Annotated in this window: 18 protein-coding genes; 7 read left to right on the forward strand and 11 right to left on the reverse strand. The window is 72.9% G+C overall.

Annotation, left to right across the window (positions count from 1 at the left end; translation table 11 throughout):
- Positions 1-352: 352 nt before the first annotated feature.
- Positions 353-1,345 (reverse strand): DUF1996 domain-containing protein, encoded by a 993-nt coding sequence (locus AC5L35_RS05495; protein ID WP_495058439.1) that lies wholly within the window; start codon positions 1,343-1,345, stop codon positions 353-355.
- Positions 1,346-1,584: 239 nt separating this feature from the next.
- Here AC5L35_RS05495 and AC5L35_RS05500 point away from each other — a divergent pair, with 239 nt between their 5' ends.
- Complete coding sequence (locus AC5L35_RS05500; RefSeq protein ID WP_495058440.1) at positions 1,585-2,586, forward strand: zinc-binding dehydrogenase; 1,002 nt, start codon at positions 1,585-1,587, stop codon at positions 2,584-2,586.
- Between the two features lie 178 nt (positions 2,587-2,764).
- Here AC5L35_RS05500 and AC5L35_RS05505 read toward each other — a convergent pair whose 3' ends face one another.
- Both AC5L35_RS05505 and AC5L35_RS05510 read right to left on the reverse strand, forming a co-directional pair.
- Positions 2,765-2,920, reverse strand: a complete 156-nt coding sequence (locus AC5L35_RS05505; protein WP_495058441.1) for a hypothetical protein — start codon at positions 2,918-2,920, stop codon at positions 2,765-2,767.
- A 289-nt stretch (positions 2,921-3,209) separates the two neighbouring features.
- Positions 3,210-4,481: a metal-dependent hydrolase family protein gene (locus AC5L35_RS05510; protein ID WP_495058442.1), complete on the reverse strand. Its 1,272-nt coding sequence runs from the start codon at positions 4,479-4,481 to the stop codon at positions 3,210-3,212.
- Positions 4,482-4,603: 122 nt separating this feature from the next.
- Between AC5L35_RS05510 and AC5L35_RS05515 the strand changes: the two genes are divergently transcribed.
- A complete protein-coding gene (locus AC5L35_RS05515; RefSeq protein WP_495058443.1) occupies positions 4,604-5,500 on the forward strand; it encodes a TIGR03619 family F420-dependent LLM class oxidoreductase in 897 nt (298 codons plus the stop codon).
- Positions 5,501-5,511: 11 nt separating this feature from the next.
- Here AC5L35_RS05515 and AC5L35_RS05520 read toward each other — a convergent pair whose 3' ends face one another.
- From AC5L35_RS05520 to AC5L35_RS05555, 8 genes are all read right to left on the reverse strand, one after another.
- Positions 5,512-6,186, reverse strand: a complete 675-nt coding sequence (locus AC5L35_RS05520; protein WP_495058444.1) for a GntR family transcriptional regulator — start codon at positions 6,184-6,186, stop codon at positions 5,512-5,514.
- A complete protein-coding gene (locus tag AC5L35_RS05525; protein ID WP_495058445.1) occupies positions 6,183-7,124 on the reverse strand; it encodes an ornithine cyclodeaminase family protein in 942 nt (313 codons plus the stop codon). Before AC5L35_RS05525 ends, AC5L35_RS05520 begins: the two co-directional genes overlap by 4 nt.
- Positions 7,121-8,122 carry a proline racemase family protein gene (locus AC5L35_RS05530; RefSeq protein WP_495058446.1) on the reverse strand — a complete coding sequence of 334 codons (1,002 nt, stop codon included), beginning with the start codon at positions 8,120-8,122 and terminating at the stop codon, positions 7,121-7,123. Before AC5L35_RS05530 ends, AC5L35_RS05525 begins: the two co-directional genes overlap by 4 nt.
- A gap of 2 nt (positions 8,123-8,124) precedes the next feature.
- Positions 8,125-9,033, reverse strand: a complete 909-nt coding sequence (locus AC5L35_RS05535) for a dihydrodipicolinate synthase family protein (protein WP_495058447.1) — start codon at positions 9,031-9,033, stop codon at positions 8,125-8,127.
- Positions 9,030-10,484 (reverse strand): FAD/NAD(P)-dependent oxidoreductase, encoded by a 1,455-nt coding sequence (locus tag AC5L35_RS05540; protein WP_495058448.1) that lies wholly within the window; start codon positions 10,482-10,484, stop codon positions 9,030-9,032. The genes AC5L35_RS05535 and AC5L35_RS05540 overlap by 4 nt, the downstream gene beginning before the upstream one ends.
- On the reverse strand, positions 10,465-10,746 hold the full coding sequence (locus tag AC5L35_RS05545; RefSeq protein ID WP_495058449.1) for a (2Fe-2S)-binding protein: 282 nt from the start codon (positions 10,744-10,746) through the stop codon (positions 10,465-10,467). Before AC5L35_RS05545 ends, AC5L35_RS05540 begins: the two co-directional genes overlap by 20 nt.
- The gene (locus AC5L35_RS05550) at positions 10,743-11,906 is read right to left on the reverse strand and encodes an NAD(P)/FAD-dependent oxidoreductase (RefSeq protein WP_495058450.1); all 1,164 of its coding nucleotides are present in this window, start codon (positions 11,904-11,906) and stop codon (positions 10,743-10,745) included. The genes AC5L35_RS05545 and AC5L35_RS05550 overlap by 4 nt, the downstream gene beginning before the upstream one ends.
- A gap of 74 nt (positions 11,907-11,980) precedes the next feature.
- Positions 11,981-12,685, reverse strand: a complete 705-nt coding sequence (locus AC5L35_RS05555; protein ID WP_495058451.1) for a FadR/GntR family transcriptional regulator — start codon at positions 12,683-12,685, stop codon at positions 11,981-11,983.
- A gap of 204 nt (positions 12,686-12,889) precedes the next feature.
- Here AC5L35_RS05555 and AC5L35_RS05560 point away from each other — a divergent pair, with 204 nt between their 5' ends.
- From AC5L35_RS05560 to AC5L35_RS05580, 5 genes are all read left to right on the forward strand, one after another.
- Positions 12,890-13,810: an ABC transporter substrate-binding protein gene (locus AC5L35_RS05560; RefSeq protein ID WP_495058452.1), complete on the forward strand. Its 921-nt coding sequence runs from the start codon at positions 12,890-12,892 to the stop codon at positions 13,808-13,810.
- Complete coding sequence (locus AC5L35_RS05565) at positions 13,810-15,390, forward strand: amino acid ABC transporter permease/ATP-binding protein (protein WP_495058453.1); 1,581 nt, start codon at positions 13,810-13,812, stop codon at positions 15,388-15,390. The genes AC5L35_RS05560 and AC5L35_RS05565 overlap by 1 nt, the downstream gene beginning before the upstream one ends.
- Positions 15,391-15,392: 2 nt before the next feature.
- Complete coding sequence (locus AC5L35_RS05570; RefSeq protein WP_495058454.1) at positions 15,393-15,833, forward strand: RidA family protein; 441 nt, start codon at positions 15,393-15,395, stop codon at positions 15,831-15,833.
- Positions 15,830-16,909, forward strand: a complete 1,080-nt coding sequence (locus AC5L35_RS05575; protein WP_495058455.1) for an acetamidase/formamidase family protein — start codon at positions 15,830-15,832, stop codon at positions 16,907-16,909. Before AC5L35_RS05570 ends, AC5L35_RS05575 begins: the two co-directional genes overlap by 4 nt.
- A gap of 401 nt (positions 16,910-17,310) precedes the next feature.
- Entirely contained in the window at positions 17,311-18,306 is a 996-nt protein-coding gene (locus AC5L35_RS05580; protein ID WP_495058456.1) for an Acg family FMN-binding oxidoreductase, read from the forward strand.
- Positions 18,307-18,310 lie beyond the last annotated feature (4 nt).

Consider the following 18,310-nt stretch of genomic DNA (forward strand, 5'->3'; position numbering starts at 1 on the left):
CTTGGTGATGACGCGGTCGACCGATCGACTCCTGCGCGGCTGCCGCCGGACACCGCCCTGCCTGGCCACCCCCCCGAGCCCGGCGTCCGAAATGCGACCGATCACGAACTGCGCTGCCCGCTGCGGGCAGCAACAACACTGTGGACGGCATCATCATTTCATGACGCTGCACGGATTCTGCATGGGCGGGGGTGTGGGAGCGCATCGCCTGGAAAACGGCTCCGATCCCGAGAAGGTTCACCCGACTCGGCAGTGAGAGCGACGTCCCACTTGGTATCAGTGCATTCATGGGCGAACAGGACAAGCCGACCAAATGCCGTCCCGAACGGCCGGTATACGGCACGTGTCCGGCTCATGGCCTGCAGCGTTGTCCCGAGTTGATACAGGAAACCGCCCGGGCCATCAGTGAGTCCGGCATGACGTCGATGTAGTCGCCGTGGTCGCTGATGGGGCTGTGCCGCTCCTCGGGGAAACTGTCGATGGTGTAGTCCACTCCCGGAGGGACCGCGTAGGAGATCTCCATGTGTAGCTGGGGCACCGGGAAGGTGTCGTTCGGGCAGGAGCCCGTGGAGTCCGGGAACACCAGATGCGAGCGGTGGTCGGCACTGTCGGTGGTCCTGCCGTTCCAGCAGCTGGGCATGTCGAAGATCCGGACCACCTGCTGACCGGGCGCGCACCGCGGGTACTGCCGGGCGACGCGGTCACTGGCCCCTGAACAGGACCATTGCACGTGCTCGGTGTTCGCCCCGCCCGCCGTGAAGCCGTGCGCGTTTCCCGTGGTCGCACGCAGGAACTCGGGCATCGGCACGACCGAGCCGGTGGGGCTGCCGCGGTACTCGAGCAGCACGGAACTCGGCACGAGGATCTGCCCCTCGTTGTGGTCGGCGGCGTCGTCGAGGCGGGGCGGACCACCCGGACCCGGAACCCGCAGCACGGGCCAGTAGTACGCGGACTTGTCGCCGTCCGGGCAGGTGGTGGCCGCCGCAGCCAGGCTCTGGTCGGTGGACTGCGCATTGACCGAGACGTTGCCCACATAGTCGTGGAAATGATGGGCCCCGCCGGGGTCACCGGGATCGCCGACCAGATTGTCCGAATTGTGAATGCCTTGCGCGTCGCGTCCGCACTCGATACGCCAGGTGCCGGTCGAACCACCCGGCTGGGCCGGGGGTGGCGGCGGCGCAACGGGAACTCCTGAGATGTCGACATAGTCCGCCGCCGGAGCTCCGGAGTTCCCGGTTCCGGAGGTGGCAGGGGCGCCACAGGCGGCCACGACAACGAGGGTCAGAACCACCACCACGATCCGGCCGATCAGACCCGGCAAGGACGTTCGCGCCTCGATTCCCATCCTCCGGATTGTCGCAGAGTCACCCCGAGAGTGCCCGGCGCTCAGGTTCGTCGCCGAATTGCGCCCGATTACGACCCCGAGCCGAGCACGCCGATTTGTGGCGTCCGGTCGAAGCAGACTTGCTCTCAACCACACGCCGCCGACCCGCGGTCGGGCACCATCGAACCGACGCGCGATGATCACGACGGAGAGCGCGTCAGGCCACAACCGACGAAGAGACCGACAGGACAGGTGATCGCATGCTCGCCGGACGGCTCGACGTGAGAAACCACGAGTTCCGCATCGAGGACGTCCCCCTCCCCGAACCCGGTCCCGGCCAGGTGCGGATCGCGGTGAAGGCGGCCGGTGTCTGCCTCTCCGACGTCCATCTCATCGACGGCATGCTCAAGCCGACCCTGCTCACCGGCGACACCGTGACGCTCGGCCACGAGGTCGCCGGCGTGATCGACGCTCTCGGCCCCGGGGTGTCCGGGTGGCAGCCCGGCAGGCGGGTGCTGCTCCAGGCGGGCGAGCAGGGCCCGCAGGGCTCCGTCCTGACCAGGGGTGTCGACTACGACGGGGGCTGGGCGGAGCACGCGCTCGCCTCGGCGCACACCCTCGTCGCGATCCCCGACGACCTGCCGTTCGAGCAGGCCGCGATCATCCCGGACGCCGTCTCGACGCCGTGGGCCGCGGTGACCACGACGGCCCGCACCCGGCCGGCGCAGGCCGTGGGGGTCTGGGGCACGGGTGGTCTCGGCGCGCACGCCGTCCAGTTGCTGCGGTTGATCGGCGCCGCGCCGATCCTCGCGGTCGACCCGCTGCCCGCCGCCCGCGAGCGCGCACTCGCCTTCGGCGCCGACATCGCCCTCGACCCCGCCGACCCGGACCTCCGGGAACGCGTGCTGGAGGAGTCCGGCGGCGGCCTGGCCGTCGCGTTCGACTTCGCCGGCGTGGCGGCGGTGCCAGGGCAGGCGGTGCGCTGCCTGGCCCCCGAGGGCAGGCTCGTCCTCATCGGGCTCGGGGACCACCCGCTGGCGATCCCGAACTCCGTGCGCTTCAGCTACCTCCGCCAGCAGGTGCTGGGCCACTACGGTTCCCGGCCCGAGCACGTGGAGGAACTCGTCGTCCTCACCCGCCGCGGCCGGCTCGAGCTCTCCCGCTCGATCAGCGACGTCCTCCCCCTCGCCGACGCCGCGGAGGCCGTCGACCGGCTGCAGCACAAGAAGGACAACCCGATCCGGCTGATCCTGCGGCCCTGATCCACCGGCGACCGACGGCGCGCAGCCCGGGCCGGGATCGCGGCACCGTCACGGCGCTGCCGGGCTGCCGTCACGGCCGGCAGCGCTCCCGTGGCCGGACGGCGGGAGGATCTCGATCCCGTGCGCAGCGGCGATGGCCGCGACGCGGGCCGGGTCGGCGGCACCCGGTCGGGCAGCGTCAGCCGCCCGGCCGCTCCGACAGCTCTGCGACGAACTCGTCGAAGCCCGACGGGGCCATGATGAGCAGCGTCCGGCCCGGGCCCGCGTCCGAGACGCGAAAGCCGTGCGGCATGCCCTGGGGCACGAAGACGGCGAGCCAGGGCCCGCGCTCCACGTCTGCTCGCCACAGAACCCCCTCGACCTGTGTGCTCCCTGCCGACGGCTCGTTCACCGTTTCCGAAACGGGACGTTCCGTGCTTGCTGAACGCCCGCGCGGCGGCAGCCGAGTCCATGGCGTCGATCGCCCGGAACAGCTCGTCCACCCGTTCCACGGCCCCCTCACCGCGGACCCGGGGAGAACGCGCGCGACCGCCTCCTGCGAATCGCCGGCGGCCACCCCGACATGGCCGTCATCTCCACCCGCCACGTGGTCCGAGCGCTCGACCGCCCGGTTCCGCGAGCCGCTACCGACCCACCGGCACGCCGGCCTGGATCACGGTGCGCCGCTCCGAACCCGCCCACAGCAACGCGGGATCAGCGAACGGGTCGCCGTCGACGAGCAGCAGGTCGGCGACGGCCCCGGCCCGGACGCGCCCGAGGTCGGGGCGCCCGAGCAGCTCCGCGTTCACCGACGTGGCGGCCTGCAGCGTGCGCAGCACGCCCTCCACCTCCACCTGCACGCGGAGCCCACCGAGCTGCTCGTCCTCCAGAACGCCCATCAGGTCCGTGCCGAACCCGATGCGCACGCCCGCGGCGCGCGCCAGCTCGAGGGCGGCCCGGCCCGCGGCGAGGACCTCCCGGTTCTTCGCCTGTCCCACCGGTGCCAGCCCCACCTCCGCCCCGCGCCGCTCCATCGCGTCGTAGGTGATGAGCGTGGGCACCAGGAACGCCCCGTGCTCCGCCATCAGGGCCGCGGTGTCGGCGTCGAGCAGGTTGCCGTGCTCGATCGAGCGCACGCCGTTCTCCACCGCGTGCCGGATGGCCTCCGGCGAGTACGCGTGCGCCGCGACGTAGCTGCCGCGCCGCGCGGCCTCCTCGGTGACGGCCCTGACCTCGTCGGGCGAGTACTGCGGCATCCGGATCGGATCGGTGAGGGAGACGACGCCGCCGGACGTCATGATCTTGATCGCGTGGGCACCGCGGCGGAACCGGTCGCGCACCGCCCGCCGCAGCGCGTCCACGCCGTCGACCACCTCGTTCATGTGCGCGTGGCAGCCGCACAGGTCACTGTCGGCGCCCCGGGCGTCGCCGTGCCCGCCGGTCTGGCTGAGAGCCGGGCCGGTGTAGAGGTAGCGCGGTGCCGGGACGAGCCCCTGCGCGATCGCCGCCGCGAGCCCCGGGTCACCGCCCGCCACGTCGCGGACCGTGGTGAAGCCGCGGGCGAGGGCGCCCGCGAGGCGCCGGGCGCCGGCGAGCGCCACGTAGCTCAGGGAGCGCGACTCGATGCCGAGCAGGTCGAGGCCGATCCCGTAGGCGTGGAAGTGCGCGTCGATCAGGCCGGGTAGCACCGTGCCGCCGCGGGCGTCGATCACGAGGTCCGCCGTGGCGTTCGCGCCCGGCCCGACCTCGGTGATCCGCCCGTCGACGACGTGGACCGGCCCGCCGGTGAGGTCGGCGGACACCCCGTCGAACACCTGGCAGTTGACGATCGAGAGCGACGGGACGACCGCGGGCGGCCCGGAAGTGCGACCTCCGACGGGCTGCTCGGGAAGTCGGCCGGTGTCGTCCTGTGGCATGCGACCGGATGCTACGGCGGCGCCGGAGATCCACAGGAGCGGGACCCGGCGCCGCCTGCTCGAACTGTGTCGTGTGTCGCCCGCCGTGTGCTGAGGCGGCCACGCCCGCGACGATAGGGCGCATGAGGATCGGTTTCGGTGCACCGGTGTCAGGGGCCTGGGCAGGCCCGGAGAACCTCGCGGGCTTCGCGGAACGGGCCGAGGAGCTGGGCTACGGCTCGCTGTGGACGTTCCAGCGGCTGCTCACCCCCGCCGATCCCGAGGCCCTCGACGTGGTCTACCGCAGCGTGCTCGACCCGCTGGTGGCGCTGTCCTACGTGGCCGCGCGTACGACGCGGATCCGGCTGGGCGTCGCGGTGGTGAACCTGCCGTTCGTCAGCCCGGCCTACCTCGCGAAGCAGGCCTCGACGCTCGACCTGCTGTCCGGTGGCCGGCTCGACCTCGGGCTCGGCACCGGCTGGCAGCGCGAGGAGTTCGTGGCCAGCGGGGCGAGCCAGGAGCGCCGCGGCGCCCGTGCCGAGGAGTACCTCCAGGCGCTGCACACCCTGTTCCGCGACGAGGTCAGCGAGTTCGACGGCGAGTTCTACACCGTGCTGCCGAGCCGGATGGCGCCCAAGCCGGTCGGGCCCGCACTGCTGCTGGGCGGCGCAGCGGAGGCCGCGCTGCAGCGGGCCGGGCGCCTGGCCGACGGCTGGATGAGCCGCAGCGCCACCGACCTGACGAAGATCAGCGGGCAGATCACGACGGTCCGCGAGGCGGCCGAGAAGGCCGGCAAGGACCCGGACGCCGTCCGCATCGTGGTCCGCGGCGTGGTCCGCGCCGGCGGCGCGCCCGACCAGCGGCTGTCCGGCTCGTACGACAAGATCCGCGAGGACACCGCCTGGCTCGGCGAGCAGGGCGTCACCGAGGTGTTCTACGACCTGAACTGGGATCCCCAGGTGGGGTCACCGGACGTCGAACCCGCAGCCGCCACCGCCCGCGCCGAGGAGATCCTGCACGAGCTGCGCCCCGACCGGTGAGCGGCCCGCTCCTACTCGGCCCAGATCCCGCGGACGTGCCCGATGTGGGCGCGCATGAGGCGCTCGGCGCCCTCGGCGTCTCCCGCGGCCACGAGGTCGAGCAGCTCCGCGTGCTCGTGTGCGGACGGCACCAGCTCCCCCCGCTCGGCCAGGCTGCGCAGCCCGTAGATCCGCGACTGGGCGCGCAGCGAACGCACGTGCTCGACCAGGTGCGCGTTGCCCGCGAGCGCGAGCAGCCGGAGGTGGAACTCCATGTCGGCGGCGACGTGGGCGATCAGGTCGTGGCGTGTGGCGGCGTCCTCGATCTCCACGGCGAGCGGCCGCAGCTCCTCGATGACGGCGGGAGCGGCCCCCGCCTCGGCGATGCGGCGGACCGTCGGTACCTCGATGAGCGCCCGGAGCTCGCTGAGGTCGTCGAGGTCCTTCTGCGACGGCTCGGTGACGCGGAACCCCTTGTTCCGCACCACGTCGATGAGGCCTTCCTTGGCCAGGTCGAGCATCGCCTCGCGCACCGGGGTGGCCGAGACCCCGAACTGCGCGGCCAGGTGCGGTGCAGAGTGGACGACGCCGGGGCGCAGCTCGCCGGAGATCACGGCGGCACGCAGCGTCTGGGTGATCTCCTCGCGCAGGTTGCGGCGCACCCGCAGCGGGGACAGGACAGGACCCGGCCGGTCGTCCACGGTCATGATCGCCCCCCTCGATCGGCGCCGGCTGCCGCGTGGGTGGCGGCCGCGAGCACCAGATCCTCCCACGCCATCCCGACGCTCTTGAACAGCCGCGGACGTCCGGGCGGGACCGGCGCGCCACGGACGAGGCCAGCCAGTTCCAGCAGCGAGTCCGGGTCGAGCAGCCCTGCCCGTACCGGGCCGAGCACGTCGCCCGCCTCGCGCAGCGCCGCCGACCTCGCCTCCACCACCACGGTCGAGCCGCAGACGGTGGACATGTCGACCTCCGCCACCTCCGGCTCGTGCGAGCCCACCGCCACCACGGTGGTGTCCGGCCCGAGCAGGGTGCCGTCGAACAGCGGGGTGCGCGCGGTGGTGGCGCACACGACCAGGCCCGCGCCCACCACGTCCCCGGGGTCGCCCACCCGGGCGTCGAGACCCGCCGCCCCGGCCTCCGCGGCGAACGCGTGCGTCCGCCCCTCGTGCCGCCCCACGACGACGACCTGGCGGATCGGCCGGATCGCCCGCAGCGCCGCGAGGTGGCCGCGCGCCTGCGGCCCGGAGCCGAACACCACCAGCCGGCGGGCGTCGGCCCCGGCGAGCAGGTCGACGGCCACCGCCGACACCGCGGCGGTGCGGATCGTGGTGAGCGCCGCCCCGTCCAGGAACGCGAGCGGGGTGAGCGTCTCCGCGTCCAGGAGCAGGTAGGCACCCTGGATGCGGCGCAGTCCCCGGTCCGGGTTGGCCGGGGCCACCGTGGCGAGCTTGACGCCGGCGTACCTGCCCCACTGGGCGGGCATGAGCAGCAGCTGGCCGTGCTCGACCGGCACCACGCCGCGCGGGGGGTCGTGGTCCGGGTCGAGCCCGGCGAGCAACGCCTCCCGCACCGCCGCGATCGCGGCCGGCATCGGGAGCGCGCGCTCCACCGCAGCCGCGTCGAGCACGACGGGCCCGCTCACAGCTGGAAGCCCTCGGGGAACGGGTCGTCGGGGTCCAGGAAGTACTGCGCCGTGCCCGTGATCCAGGCCCGTCCCGTGATCGTCGGGACGACCGCGGGCAGGCCGCCCACCGTCGTCTCCTCGACCAGCCGCCCGATGAAGTGGGTGCCGATGAACGACTCGTTGTCGAAGTCGGTGTCCAGGGGCAGCTCGCCGCGGGCGTTCAGCTGTGCCATCCGCGCGCTGGTGCCCGTGCCGCACGGCGACCGGTCGAACCAGCCCGGGTGGATGGCCATCGCGTGCCGCGAGTGCCGCGCCGTGGAGCCCGGTGCGGCGAGATAGACGTGGTGGCAGCCCGCGACATCGGGGTTCTCCGGGTGCACCGGGCGGTCCTCGGCGTTGACGGCGTCCATCATCGCCAGCCCGAAGTCGAGCATCCGCTGCTTCTCCGCGCGATCGAACGGGATGCCGACCTGGTCGAGGCCGAGGATCGCGTAGAAGTTGCCGCCGAAGGCCATGTCGTAGGCGACGGTGCCGAACCCCTCCACCTCGACGGTCCGGTCCAGTCCGACGGCGAAGGACGGAACGTTCCGTATCGTGACGGACCGCGCCGCGCCGTCCCGGACCTCGACGTCGGCGACCACGAGCCCGGCGGGGGTGTCGAGCCGGATCGTGGTGACCGGCTCGGTGACCTGGACCATCCCGGTCTCCACCAGCACCGTGGCCACCCCGATGGTGCCGTGCCCGCACATCGGCAGGCACCCCGACACCTCGATGAACAGCACCCCCCAGTCGGCGTCGGGGCGGGTCGGGGGCTGCAGGATCGCCCCGCTCATCGCGGAGTGGCCGCGCGGCTCGTTCATCAGCAGCCTGCGCACGTGGTCGAGGTGCTCGACGAAGTACTGCCTGCGGGCGAACATCGTGGCGCCGGGCACCACCCCCATGCCTCCGGTGATCACCCGCGTCGGCATGCCCTCGGTATGGGAGTCGACGGCGTGGAAGACCCGGTTGGCCCGCATCGTCAGGAGAGCCCTTCCGCGACGACCTTCTCGGTGGCGTGGCGCACGGTCTGCTCCTGCTCCGCGGTGAGCGGCACCCGCGGCGGCCGGCACGGGCCGCCGTAACGCCCCACCACGTCCATGCTCAGCTTGATCGCCTGCACGAACTCCGTGCGGGAGTCCCACCGCAGCAGCGGGTGCAGCGACCGGTAGAGCGGCAGCGCCACGTCGAGGTCCTTCGCCACGGCCGCCTCCCAGAACCGCACCGTGGAGCGCGGCAGCGCGTTGGGGTAGCCGGCGACCCAGCCCGGCGAACCGGCGATGGCGAGCTCCAGCGCCACGTCGTCGGCGCCGCACAGCACGTCGAGCCCGGGGGCGAGCTCCGCGATCCGGAAGCTGCGGCGCACGTCGCCGGAGAACTCCTTCACCCCGACGATCAGCCCCTCCTGGTACAGCTCAGCGAGCAGCTCCGGCACGAGGTCGATCTTGGTGTCGATGGGGTTGTTGTAGGCGACGATCGGCAGGCCCGCCCGCGCGACCTCGCGGTAGTGCTCGACGACCGCCCGCTCGTCACCGCGGTAGGCGTTGGGGGGCAGCAGCATCACGGCCGCACAGCCCGCCTCGGCGGCCTGCTCCGCCCAGCGCCGGGCCTCCATCGACCCGTAGGCCGCCACGCCGGGCATCACGGTGAAGCCCGCAGGCGCCGCCGCAACCGCGGTGGTCACCACGCGCGCCCGCTCGTCGGCGGTCAGGGTCTGGTACTCCCCCAGTGAGCCGTTCGGGGTGACGCCGTGGCAGCCCTGCGCCGCCAGCCAGGCGACGTGCTCGGCGAACCCGTCGAAGTCGGGATCCAGGGAGCCGGACGCGGCAGGCCGCAGCGGCAGTGCGGTGGCCACCAGTACGCCGTGCCAGGGTCGGGTGGGCGTGGTCATCGGTCCTCCGGAGGATCGTCTGTGCTGACAGGGCGGACAGGGCTGACAGGGCCGGCGGCGACGCTCCCCAGCGTCACCGGTTGCGCGATGGGACGGCTAGCCAGGCCGAGGAGGTCCTGCGCGGTGACCGCGCGGCCGCACTCCCCCGCCACCAGACCCGCCGTGGCGTACCCGCACACGCGGCCCTGGCACAGCCCCATCCCGGGGCGGGCCAGCAGCTTGACGGCGCGCGGGTCGGTGGCGCCGAGATCGGTGACGGCTGCCCGGACCTCGCCGGCCGTGACCTCCTCGCACCGGCAGACCTGGGTCTCGGGCCCCACCCAGCCGGTCCAGCCCGGCCCCACGGGGTAGGCCTGCTGCAGCGCGGCGGCGAAGGCACGCAACCGGGCCCGCCTGCGGTACAGCAGGCGGTGCAGGTGGCCGTCGGGCCGCGCACCCGCGGCGGACAGCCCGGCCAGCTCGCCCTCCACGAGTGACAGCGCCGCCCCACCCACCCCGCATACCTCACCGGCGAGGTGGACGCCCGGCACGGAGGAACACTGCTGGCCGTCGACCACTCCCACCAGGCTCCCGTCCGCGTCCAGCCGGGTGGCACAGCCCAGCTGCAGCGGGATCTCCAGCTGCGGGGTGAACCCGTAGCCGACCGCCACCGCGTCGCAGTCCAGCACGCGCTCGGTGCCCGGCACGACGTTCCATGCCGCATCGAGCCGGGCGACGGTCACCGCACGCACGGCGTCGTCCCCGTGCGCGGCGATCACGGCGGTACGGGCGCGGTAGGGCACCCGGTGGCGCAGCAGCGTGCGTGCGTACCCCGCGCCCTCCCCGAGCTTGTCGAGGCTGCCGAGCACCGCAAGCGGGTGCCGGGCGACGCCGGTGCGGCGCCCGGCCTCGAAGACCCCGACGATCTCCGCGCCGCGCGCGGCGAGCCCCGCCGCGACCGGCAGCAGGAACGGCCCGGTGCCTGCCACCACGACCCGCCTGCCCACCAGCACGCCGTGGCCCTTGAGCAGCGCCTGCGCTCCGCCTGCCGTGTAGACGCCCGGCGTGGTCCAGCCGGGGAACGGGAGCTGACGGTCGTAGGCACCCGTCGCGACGACCAGCCGCCGGCAGGAGACCTCGCGCGCGACCTCGCGGCCGTCTGCCCAGGTGGTGGCGTGCAGCGTGAACCCGGCGCCGGTGCGTTCGGCGTGCCAGACGGAGTGCCCGCTCAGCAGGTCCGGGCCTTCCGCCGCGGCCCGCAGCCGCCGCAGCGTCGCCCACTGGTGATGCGCGGCGCCCCCGTCGTCGCGGCGGTGGCGCCAGTACTGGCCGCCCACCCGGCTGCCGGCGTCGACGAGCGCCACCCGGCTCCCGGACCGCCGGGCGGCGGCGGCCGCGGCGAGGCCGGCCGGTCCCGCGCCGAGCACGGCCACGTCGTAGGAGCCGCCCGCGTCAGTGGTCGAGGTGGCCACGGCCGGTTCCCTCCTGGCGCTCGACGCGGTCGCCGGGACCCACCTCGACGAGACACGCCCGCTGGTTGGGCCGCCCGTTCACCGTCACCAGACAGTCGAAGCAGACGCCGATCCCGCAGAACGCGCCCCGCGGCTCGCCGCGGCCACGGGTGCTGCGCCACGAGCGGTGCCCGGCGGCGATCAGCGCGGCGGCGATGCTATGCCCGGGCTCGGCGTCGATCTCGTGGCCGTCGAGCGTGAACCGGTACCCGGCGTCCGTCATGCGGCGTCCCCGGCGAAGCGATCAGGACGGAACGGGGTGAGGTCGAGGTCGGGCACCGCACTGGTGAGGGCCTGCGCGATCAGGTGCCCGGTGGCCGCGGCCAGCCCGATGCCCGCGCCTTCGTGCCCACACGCGTGCACCAGGCCGGGGGCCCGCGGGTCCTCGCCGATCACCGGCAGATGGTCGGGGCAGTACGGGCGGAACCCGAGGTAGCTGCGAAGCAGGGTCACGTCGGCGAGGAACGGGAAGAGCTCGATCGCCTGCGCGGCGAGCCTGCGCAGCACGGCGAGGGACACCTGGCGGTCGAAGCCCACCCGCTCCCGGCTCGCCCCGATCAGCACCGTGCCCGCCCGGGTGCCCTCGACGACCACGGACGTCTCGAGGCCGGCATCACCGCTCGCCACGTTGGCCACGTAGTCGGCGGAGTAGACCTTGTGCCGCACCACCCGGGGCAGTGGCTCGGTGACGAGGATGAACCCCTTGCGCGGCAGCACCGGCACGTGGACCCCGGCCATCGCCGCGACGTCGCCACCCCAGGTGCCTGCCGCGTTGATCGTGAACCGGGCGGAGAAGTCGCCTGCGGTGGTGGTGGCGCCGACGACCGCGCCGTCGCGGCCTCGGTGCAGACCGAGCACCTCGCAACCGGTGTGCACCGTCGCCCCCAGCAGACGTGACTGGCGCAGCAGCTCGGCGGCGGCGAGCACGGGCTGCACCTGCATGTCCTGCGGGTAGTGCGCCCCGGAGCGCACCTCGCGCGTGAGGTTCGGTTCCAGCTCGGCCAGCTCGTCGGCGGTCACGTCGACCACCTCGACGCCGCGATCACGTTGCGCGGCCGCGAGGGCCGCCAGCCCGTCGGCGGCCTCGGCGGTGCGGGCCACCACGACGCCGCCCTTGGGCTCGAACTCGAGCCGCTCGGCCCCGACCCGCTCCGCGAGCCCGGCCCACAGCCGCACCGACAGCAGCGCGAGCTCCAGCTCGGCACCCGGTTCCTTGTCCGAGACGAGGATGTTGCCCTCGCCTGCGCTGGTGGTGCCGCTCGCGACGGCCCCGCGCTCCAGCACCGTGACCCGCAGGCCGGCCGCGGCACAGGAGTACGCACACGCCGCACCGACCATGCCCGCCCCGATGACGAGCACGTCGACGGGTCCCCCACCAGCCACAGCGAGTACTATGTCACATTGCACCGCCCGATGCGGGCGGCCCGTTTTCCGGGTTCGCCCGCGAAGCAGCGCTCCTAGCTGGTGCGCTGCGCGATCACGTCGCGGATCACGCTGAGATGCTCGTTCATCGCCGCCGCCGCGGCCTCCGGGTCGCGGGCGAGCACCGCCTGGTAGATCGCCTGATGCCCCTCCAGTGAGCGCAGGCGCCCCTCGAGGGTGGCGTGCGAGTGCCTGCGCACCGTCTCGGTCCAGCGGCTGGTCATCGTGCACAGCGCGACGAGCAGGGGGTTCTGCGCCGCGTGCGCGAGCAGCAGGTGGAACTCCACGTCCAGCTGCAGGGAGGTCTCCGCGTCGAGCCGCAGCGCCGAGCGCGTGAGCACGTCCTCCAGCTGCACCAGGTTGGACGGGGCCGACCGCAGCGCCGCCGCCGAGGCGATCTTGGGCTCGACGATCAGCCGCAGCTCCGTGGCGTCGTCGAGCGAGGCATCCGTGTCGCCGTCGAGCTCGGAGTAGAGCTGGGTGACCGACTCCGTCTGCTCGGCGACGATCGTGCCCCGCCCCGTGCGGCGCTCCACCAGGTTCTTGGCCTCTAGCTCGTGCATCGCCTCCCGCAGCGAGCCGCGCGACACCGACAGGCTCGCGGCCAGCTCCCGCTCCGGGGGCAGCCGCTCACCCGGCCGCAGCACGCCGGTGGCGATCAACCGCTCGAAATGCGCTGCGAGCTGGACGCTGACGCTGCGGGCGCGTTGAGGCATGGGGGGCACCGATGCGGGCTGCACGTTCTGAGCATAGAGCCCGGCGTGCGCCATTCACGGTTCTTTTGTCCGACCAAAGTTTCCGGCATGCTCCACCGCGTTTCTGATCGGTAAACAAGAGGTCAGATCCCTGCAGGTGCCCGATTTACGCCCGGGCCCCGACCTACAGTGCGCTGGTCCGACCAACGGACTATTGGTCCACCAGCACCTCGAAGGAATCCCTCCACCATGTTGAACCGGCTGCTCCGGCCCGCCGCGCTACTCGCCGCGGCCGGTGCCATCACCCTGCTGGCATCCGCTTGCGGTGGCAGCTCGCCCGCCTCCTCCACCAGCGCCGCTCCGGCGTATCCGGCGCTGGCGTCGTCGCAGGCGTGCACGCAACTGCGCTCGCAGAACCCGGACCTGGCCGGGAAGACGCTGGCCAACGCGATCAACCCGCACACGCCCGGGTACGAGTCGATCTCGGTGTCGGACCCGACGAAGTACGAGGGCTTCGACGTCGACCTCAGCGAGGCCCTCGGCGAGTGCCTCGGGTTCACGGTCAGCTACCTGCCGGTCGCCTTCGACGCGCTGCTGCCGACCCTGCAGAGCGGGCAGGCGAACTTCGTCATCTCCGACATCTACGCGACGAAGGAACGGGCCGCCTCGGCGGACTTCATCACCTACTCGAAGGTCTTCGACGGCGTGCTCGTCGCCGCGGGCAACCCGAAGAAGATCACCGGCATCGACGACTCGCTCTGCGGCACCACCACCGCGCTGAACAAGGGCTTCGTCGAGGTGCCGCTCGTGGACGCGCAGAACACGAAGTGCGGGTCCGAAGGCAAGCCGCCCGCCCAGACCGCGCTGTTCGACAACAACGCCGACTGCGTGCAGGCGATCCTGTCCGGCCGGGCCGACGCCTACATCAACGACGTCAACACGGTGAACAGGTTCATCAAGGACCAGCCCGACAAGCTGGCCAACGCCGACACGCTGCACCTGCCCTACTCGATCGGCATCGGCGTGCCCAAGGGTCAGCTCCCGATCCGCAACGCCTTCACCGCGGCGCTCACCGAGATCCAGAAGAGCGGCCTGCAGACCCAGCTGGCCCAGAAGTGGCAGCTGGACCAGTCCGCGATCCAGGCGCCGTCGCTCGTCACAGCGAGCTGATGGACAGTTTCCTGCACTACCTGTCCATGCCCTACCTGCTGGACGGGATCCTGATCACCCTCCAGGCGACGGCGCTGGGCTTCTTCGGCGGGTTCGCACTCGGCCTGCTGCTCGCCGGAATGGCGCTGAGCAGGAACCGAGTGGTCTCCGGGGTCGCGCGCACCTACAGCGTGATCTTCCGGGGCACGCCGCTGGTGCTCCAGCTCGTGTTCGTGTTCACCGCGCTGCCGCACGCCGGGATCGTGCTGAGCCCGATCGTGGCGGCCGGGGTCGCCCTGGCCGCGAACGAGGCCACCTTCTTCGCCGAGATCTTCCGCTCGGCCGTGATCGGGGTGGACAAGGGACAGACGGACGCCGCCCGCGCGGTCGGGCTGCGGCCCGGCACCGTCCTGCGTCGCATCGTGGGGCCGCAGGCCGCGCGGGCGGCCATCCCCGCGATCGGCAGCGAAGCCGTGTCCACCATGAAGAACTCCGCGCTGGCGTCGATCATCGCCGTTCCGGAGCTGACCCTGCGCAGCAACCAGCTGGCGTCGGCGACGTTCGACTACTTCAGCATCTTCTTCGCGTCCGGGGTGATGTACCTGGCGCTCACCGGGGCGATCACCGGCCTGCAGCTCGTCATCGAGCGCACCGTCGATCTCAACCGCGTCGGGAAACGTGGCCGGGGGCGCCCGGCGCAGGTGGGTACGGCCGAGGGGGCCGCCCCCGGCGCGGGCACGGCTGCCGCGGCCGAGCCGGTGAACGGCGCGCGGGTGAACGGCGCACAGGTCACGAGCGCGGTGTCCCGAGCCGAGGCCGTGCGCCGGGCGCGGGTCGCGCTGACCATCACCGACGTCCACAAGGCGTTCGCCGAGCAGGAGGTGCTGCGCGGCATCGACATGGAGATCCGCAAGGGCGAGGTGGTCGCGTTGCTCGGCCCCAGCGGGTCGGGCAAGAGCACGCTGCTACGGCTGATCAACCACCTGGAGACCCTGGACACGGGCACGATCTCGTTCGACGGCATCGAGGTGGGATACCGCGACGGCGGCGTGGCGCTGCCCGAGCGGGAGGTCGCCCGGCAGCGGGTGCAGGCCGGCGTCGGCATGGTGTTCCAGCACTTCAACCTGTTCGGGCACCTCACCGCGCGGGAGAACGTCGCGGTGCCGCTGCGCTGGGTGCACCGGGTCCCGAAGGACGAGGCGCTCGCCGAGGCCGACCGCCTGTTGGGCCGGGTCGGGCTGAGCGCCAGGGCGCACGCGTTGCCCCGCCAGCTGTCGGGCGGTCAGCAGCAGCGCGTCGGCATCGCCAGGGCGCTCGCCGGTCGGCCACAGGTGCTGCTGCTCGACGAGCCGACCTCGGCGCTCGACCCGGAGCTGGTGCAGGAGGTGTTGGAGGTGGTCCGCTCGCTCGCCCTGGACGAGGGCCTCACGATGCTGATCGCCACCCACCAGCTGGGCTTCGCGCGGGAGGTCGCGGACCGGGTGGTCTTCATGGCCGACGGCCGGGTGCTCGAGCAGGGGTCACCCCAGCAGGTGTTGGACAACCCGCAGCATCCGACGGCCGTCCGGTTCCTCCGGGCGGTGCACACGGTGGAGGTTTAGTCATGAGTCAACGGCGCCGGTCCTTCAGCTTCACCCCCGAGCAGGGCGTCCCCCCCGCCGTCGCCCCGTTCTCGCACGTGACCCAGTGGGGGTCACTGCTGTTCGTCACCGGGCAGATGCCCACCGACCCGGCCACCGGCGAGCTCGTGCCCGGCGGTCTCGTCGCCCAGGCCGAGCAGGTGCGGCTCAACCTGCTCGCCTGTCTCGCCCCGTTCGGGGTGGGCCTCGACGACGCGCTCATGGTGCGCGTCTATCTCACCGACTTCACCGAGTTCGAGGCGTTCAACGCGGTGTACCGCACCTGGTTCACCGCTGCACTGCCCAGCCGCACCTGCGTCGGCACCACCGGCCTCGCCGTGGGCGCCCAGGTGGAGATCGACCTGATCGTCGGCCTGCCCCGGGTCACTGACGACGCAACAGCAGACACAGGAGACCCCGCATGAACCCGACCGTGCTGCAACCGGGCGAGGGCACCATCGCCGGCCGCCACCTGCTCACCTCGACCCCGGAGACGGTGAGCTGGGGCTGGCTGCCGAACGAGAAGTCCGCTCCCTGCCTGACGGTCGACTCCGGCGACACGGTCACCATCGACACCCTCAGCCACGAGGGCATCCTGTACGACCAGGGCCGTGACCCGGTCGCCTTCCTGGGCAGTCACGGGGTCGAGCCCGGTGAGGTGCTGCACGACGCGAAGGCGATCGCCGCCAGCGCCATCCCCAACGGATCGGACGACGGCCCGCACGTCGTGACCGGGCCGATCGAGGTCGCAGGCGCCGAGCCGGGCGACGTACTGAGGATCGACGTCCTCGACCTGTCGCCGCGCACGCCCTACGGGTTCGTGAGCAGCCGCCACGGCTACGGCGCGCTGCCGGGCGAGCTGCCCGAGGGCACGCAGGGCGTCTTCCAGTTCTGCCGCGTCGGCCTGTCCGGCGGCCGGCTGGTCAGCTCCATGGCCGCCACCGACGGCAGGCAGGCGCGCTTCCCGCTCGACCCCTTCCTCGGCCTGATGGGGGTGGCACCGGCCACGAGCGAACCGGTGCACTCGGTGGCGCCCGGCGACTTCGGCGGCAACATCGACGTGAAGTGGGCGCAGGTGGGGAGCTCCCTCTACCTGCCGGTCACGGTGCCCGGCGCACTCTTCTTCACGGGCGACCCGCACTACGCGCAGGGCAACGGCGAGGTCGCGCTGACCGCGCTGGAGGCGTCGCTGCGCGCCACCCTCCGGCTCACGGTGCTCACCGGGGCGGAGGCGAGGGCGGCGACGGGCACGTTGCGCAACCCGCTGCTGGAGTCGCCGGGGTACTGGATCCCGACCGGCATGGACGAGGACCTGGGCGAGGCGATGAAGAAGTGTGTACGCCACGCGATCACGTTCCTGGTGGAGCGCTTCGGGTTCGACCGGTCCACCGCGATGGCGTACCTGTCCGCGGCCGGTGACTTCGAGGTCAGCCAGGTGGTGGACGCGACGAAGGGCGTGCACTGCATGATCCGCAAGGCCGACTTCGCGCAGTGGTACTGACGCCCGGTCCCCACGTTCATCCCGGGCCGTGGTGGCCCGGGGGCCGCCAGCCATCGCTCCCCAGCACGGACGGACGGCCCCCGGGTTGTGCCGGAGGAGCGCGGGGGCGGGAACCCGTCCGTTGGGGTTGCCCGCTTTCCGCGACGAAGCTCGCGCCGCACCGACCGCGACCCCTCCTTCGTCGGTCGTCGGCTGCGGATACCTCCCTTCCGTCCGGCTCGTCGAGACTCGCTGCCGCGGCCCGCGCCGGGCAGGGTCGAAAGTCCCGTCTTCGCTGCACCTCCCCTCGCGAGGTCCGTATCAGGTCGAACGTCCCGTTTTCGGGCAGCCGTGTGGCCCTCGTCAGAGCGGGCGCGGAGGCGCAGGCTCGACGTCGACGCCCGAGCTCCAGGAGGACCGCGATGACCAGGCACGCCGACCTGTCCGACGCGGTCACGGACGCCCTGCGCGCGCCCTCGGTCCACAACACCCAGCCCTGGAGGTGGCGGATCCGTCCCGCCGCCGTCGAGCTGTACGCCGACGAGGACCGCCACCTGGACGTGACCGATCCCGACCGGCGTGACCTCGTCCTCAGCTGCGGCGCCGCCCTGCACCACCTGCGGGTGGCACTCGCGGCCCGCGGCCTCGCCACCGAGGTCCGTAGGCTCCCCGACCCGGAGGACCGCACCCATCTCGCCACGGTGACGGTGGGTGCGCCCGGTACCGGGACGCCCGACGCGGCCGATGCCTCGCTCTTCCCCGCGATCGCCGAGCGTCACACCGAGCGGCGGCGGATGAGCCACCGCGAGGTGGCACGGGAGCACATCGAGTCGTTGCAGGAGCACGCGCGGGCCGCAGGCGCGGTACTGGTGCCGGTGACCGACCCGCACATCCGGGAGCACCTCGTCGCGGTGCTGACCGACGCGGCCCAGCAGCAGGGCCGGGAACCGGGCTACGCCGCCGAGCTACGGCTGTGGACCCATCGTCTTCCCGGTGCTCATGACGGCGTCCCCACCGACAGCGTCGCAGCGCCGCCCGTCGGCCTCGTGAAGGCAACGGGGTTGCGCCGCTTCGGGCAGGCCACGCTCGCCCAGCCGACCCTCGCGCCGGGACACCCGCCGGACGACGCCGCCCAGCTCCTGGTGCTGGCCACCGCAGGGGACGACGTCCTCGACCGCCTGTGCGCGGGAGAGGCGACCAGCGCCGTGCTGCTGGCGGCCACCCGGAAAGGGCTGGCCACCACCCCGCTGAGCCAGGCGCTCGAGATCGACGCCAGCAGGCGGCGGATGCAGACCGACGTCCTGGGCATCCCGGAACAGCCGCAGCTCGTCATCCGGATCGGCTGGCCCGCCGCCGACGCCCTCGACCTGTCGGAGACGCCGCGCCGTGCACTCCGCGTGGTGCTGCTGGCCGACTGACACC

This window comes from Pseudonocardia sp. OZ21, from assembly GCF_059359135.1.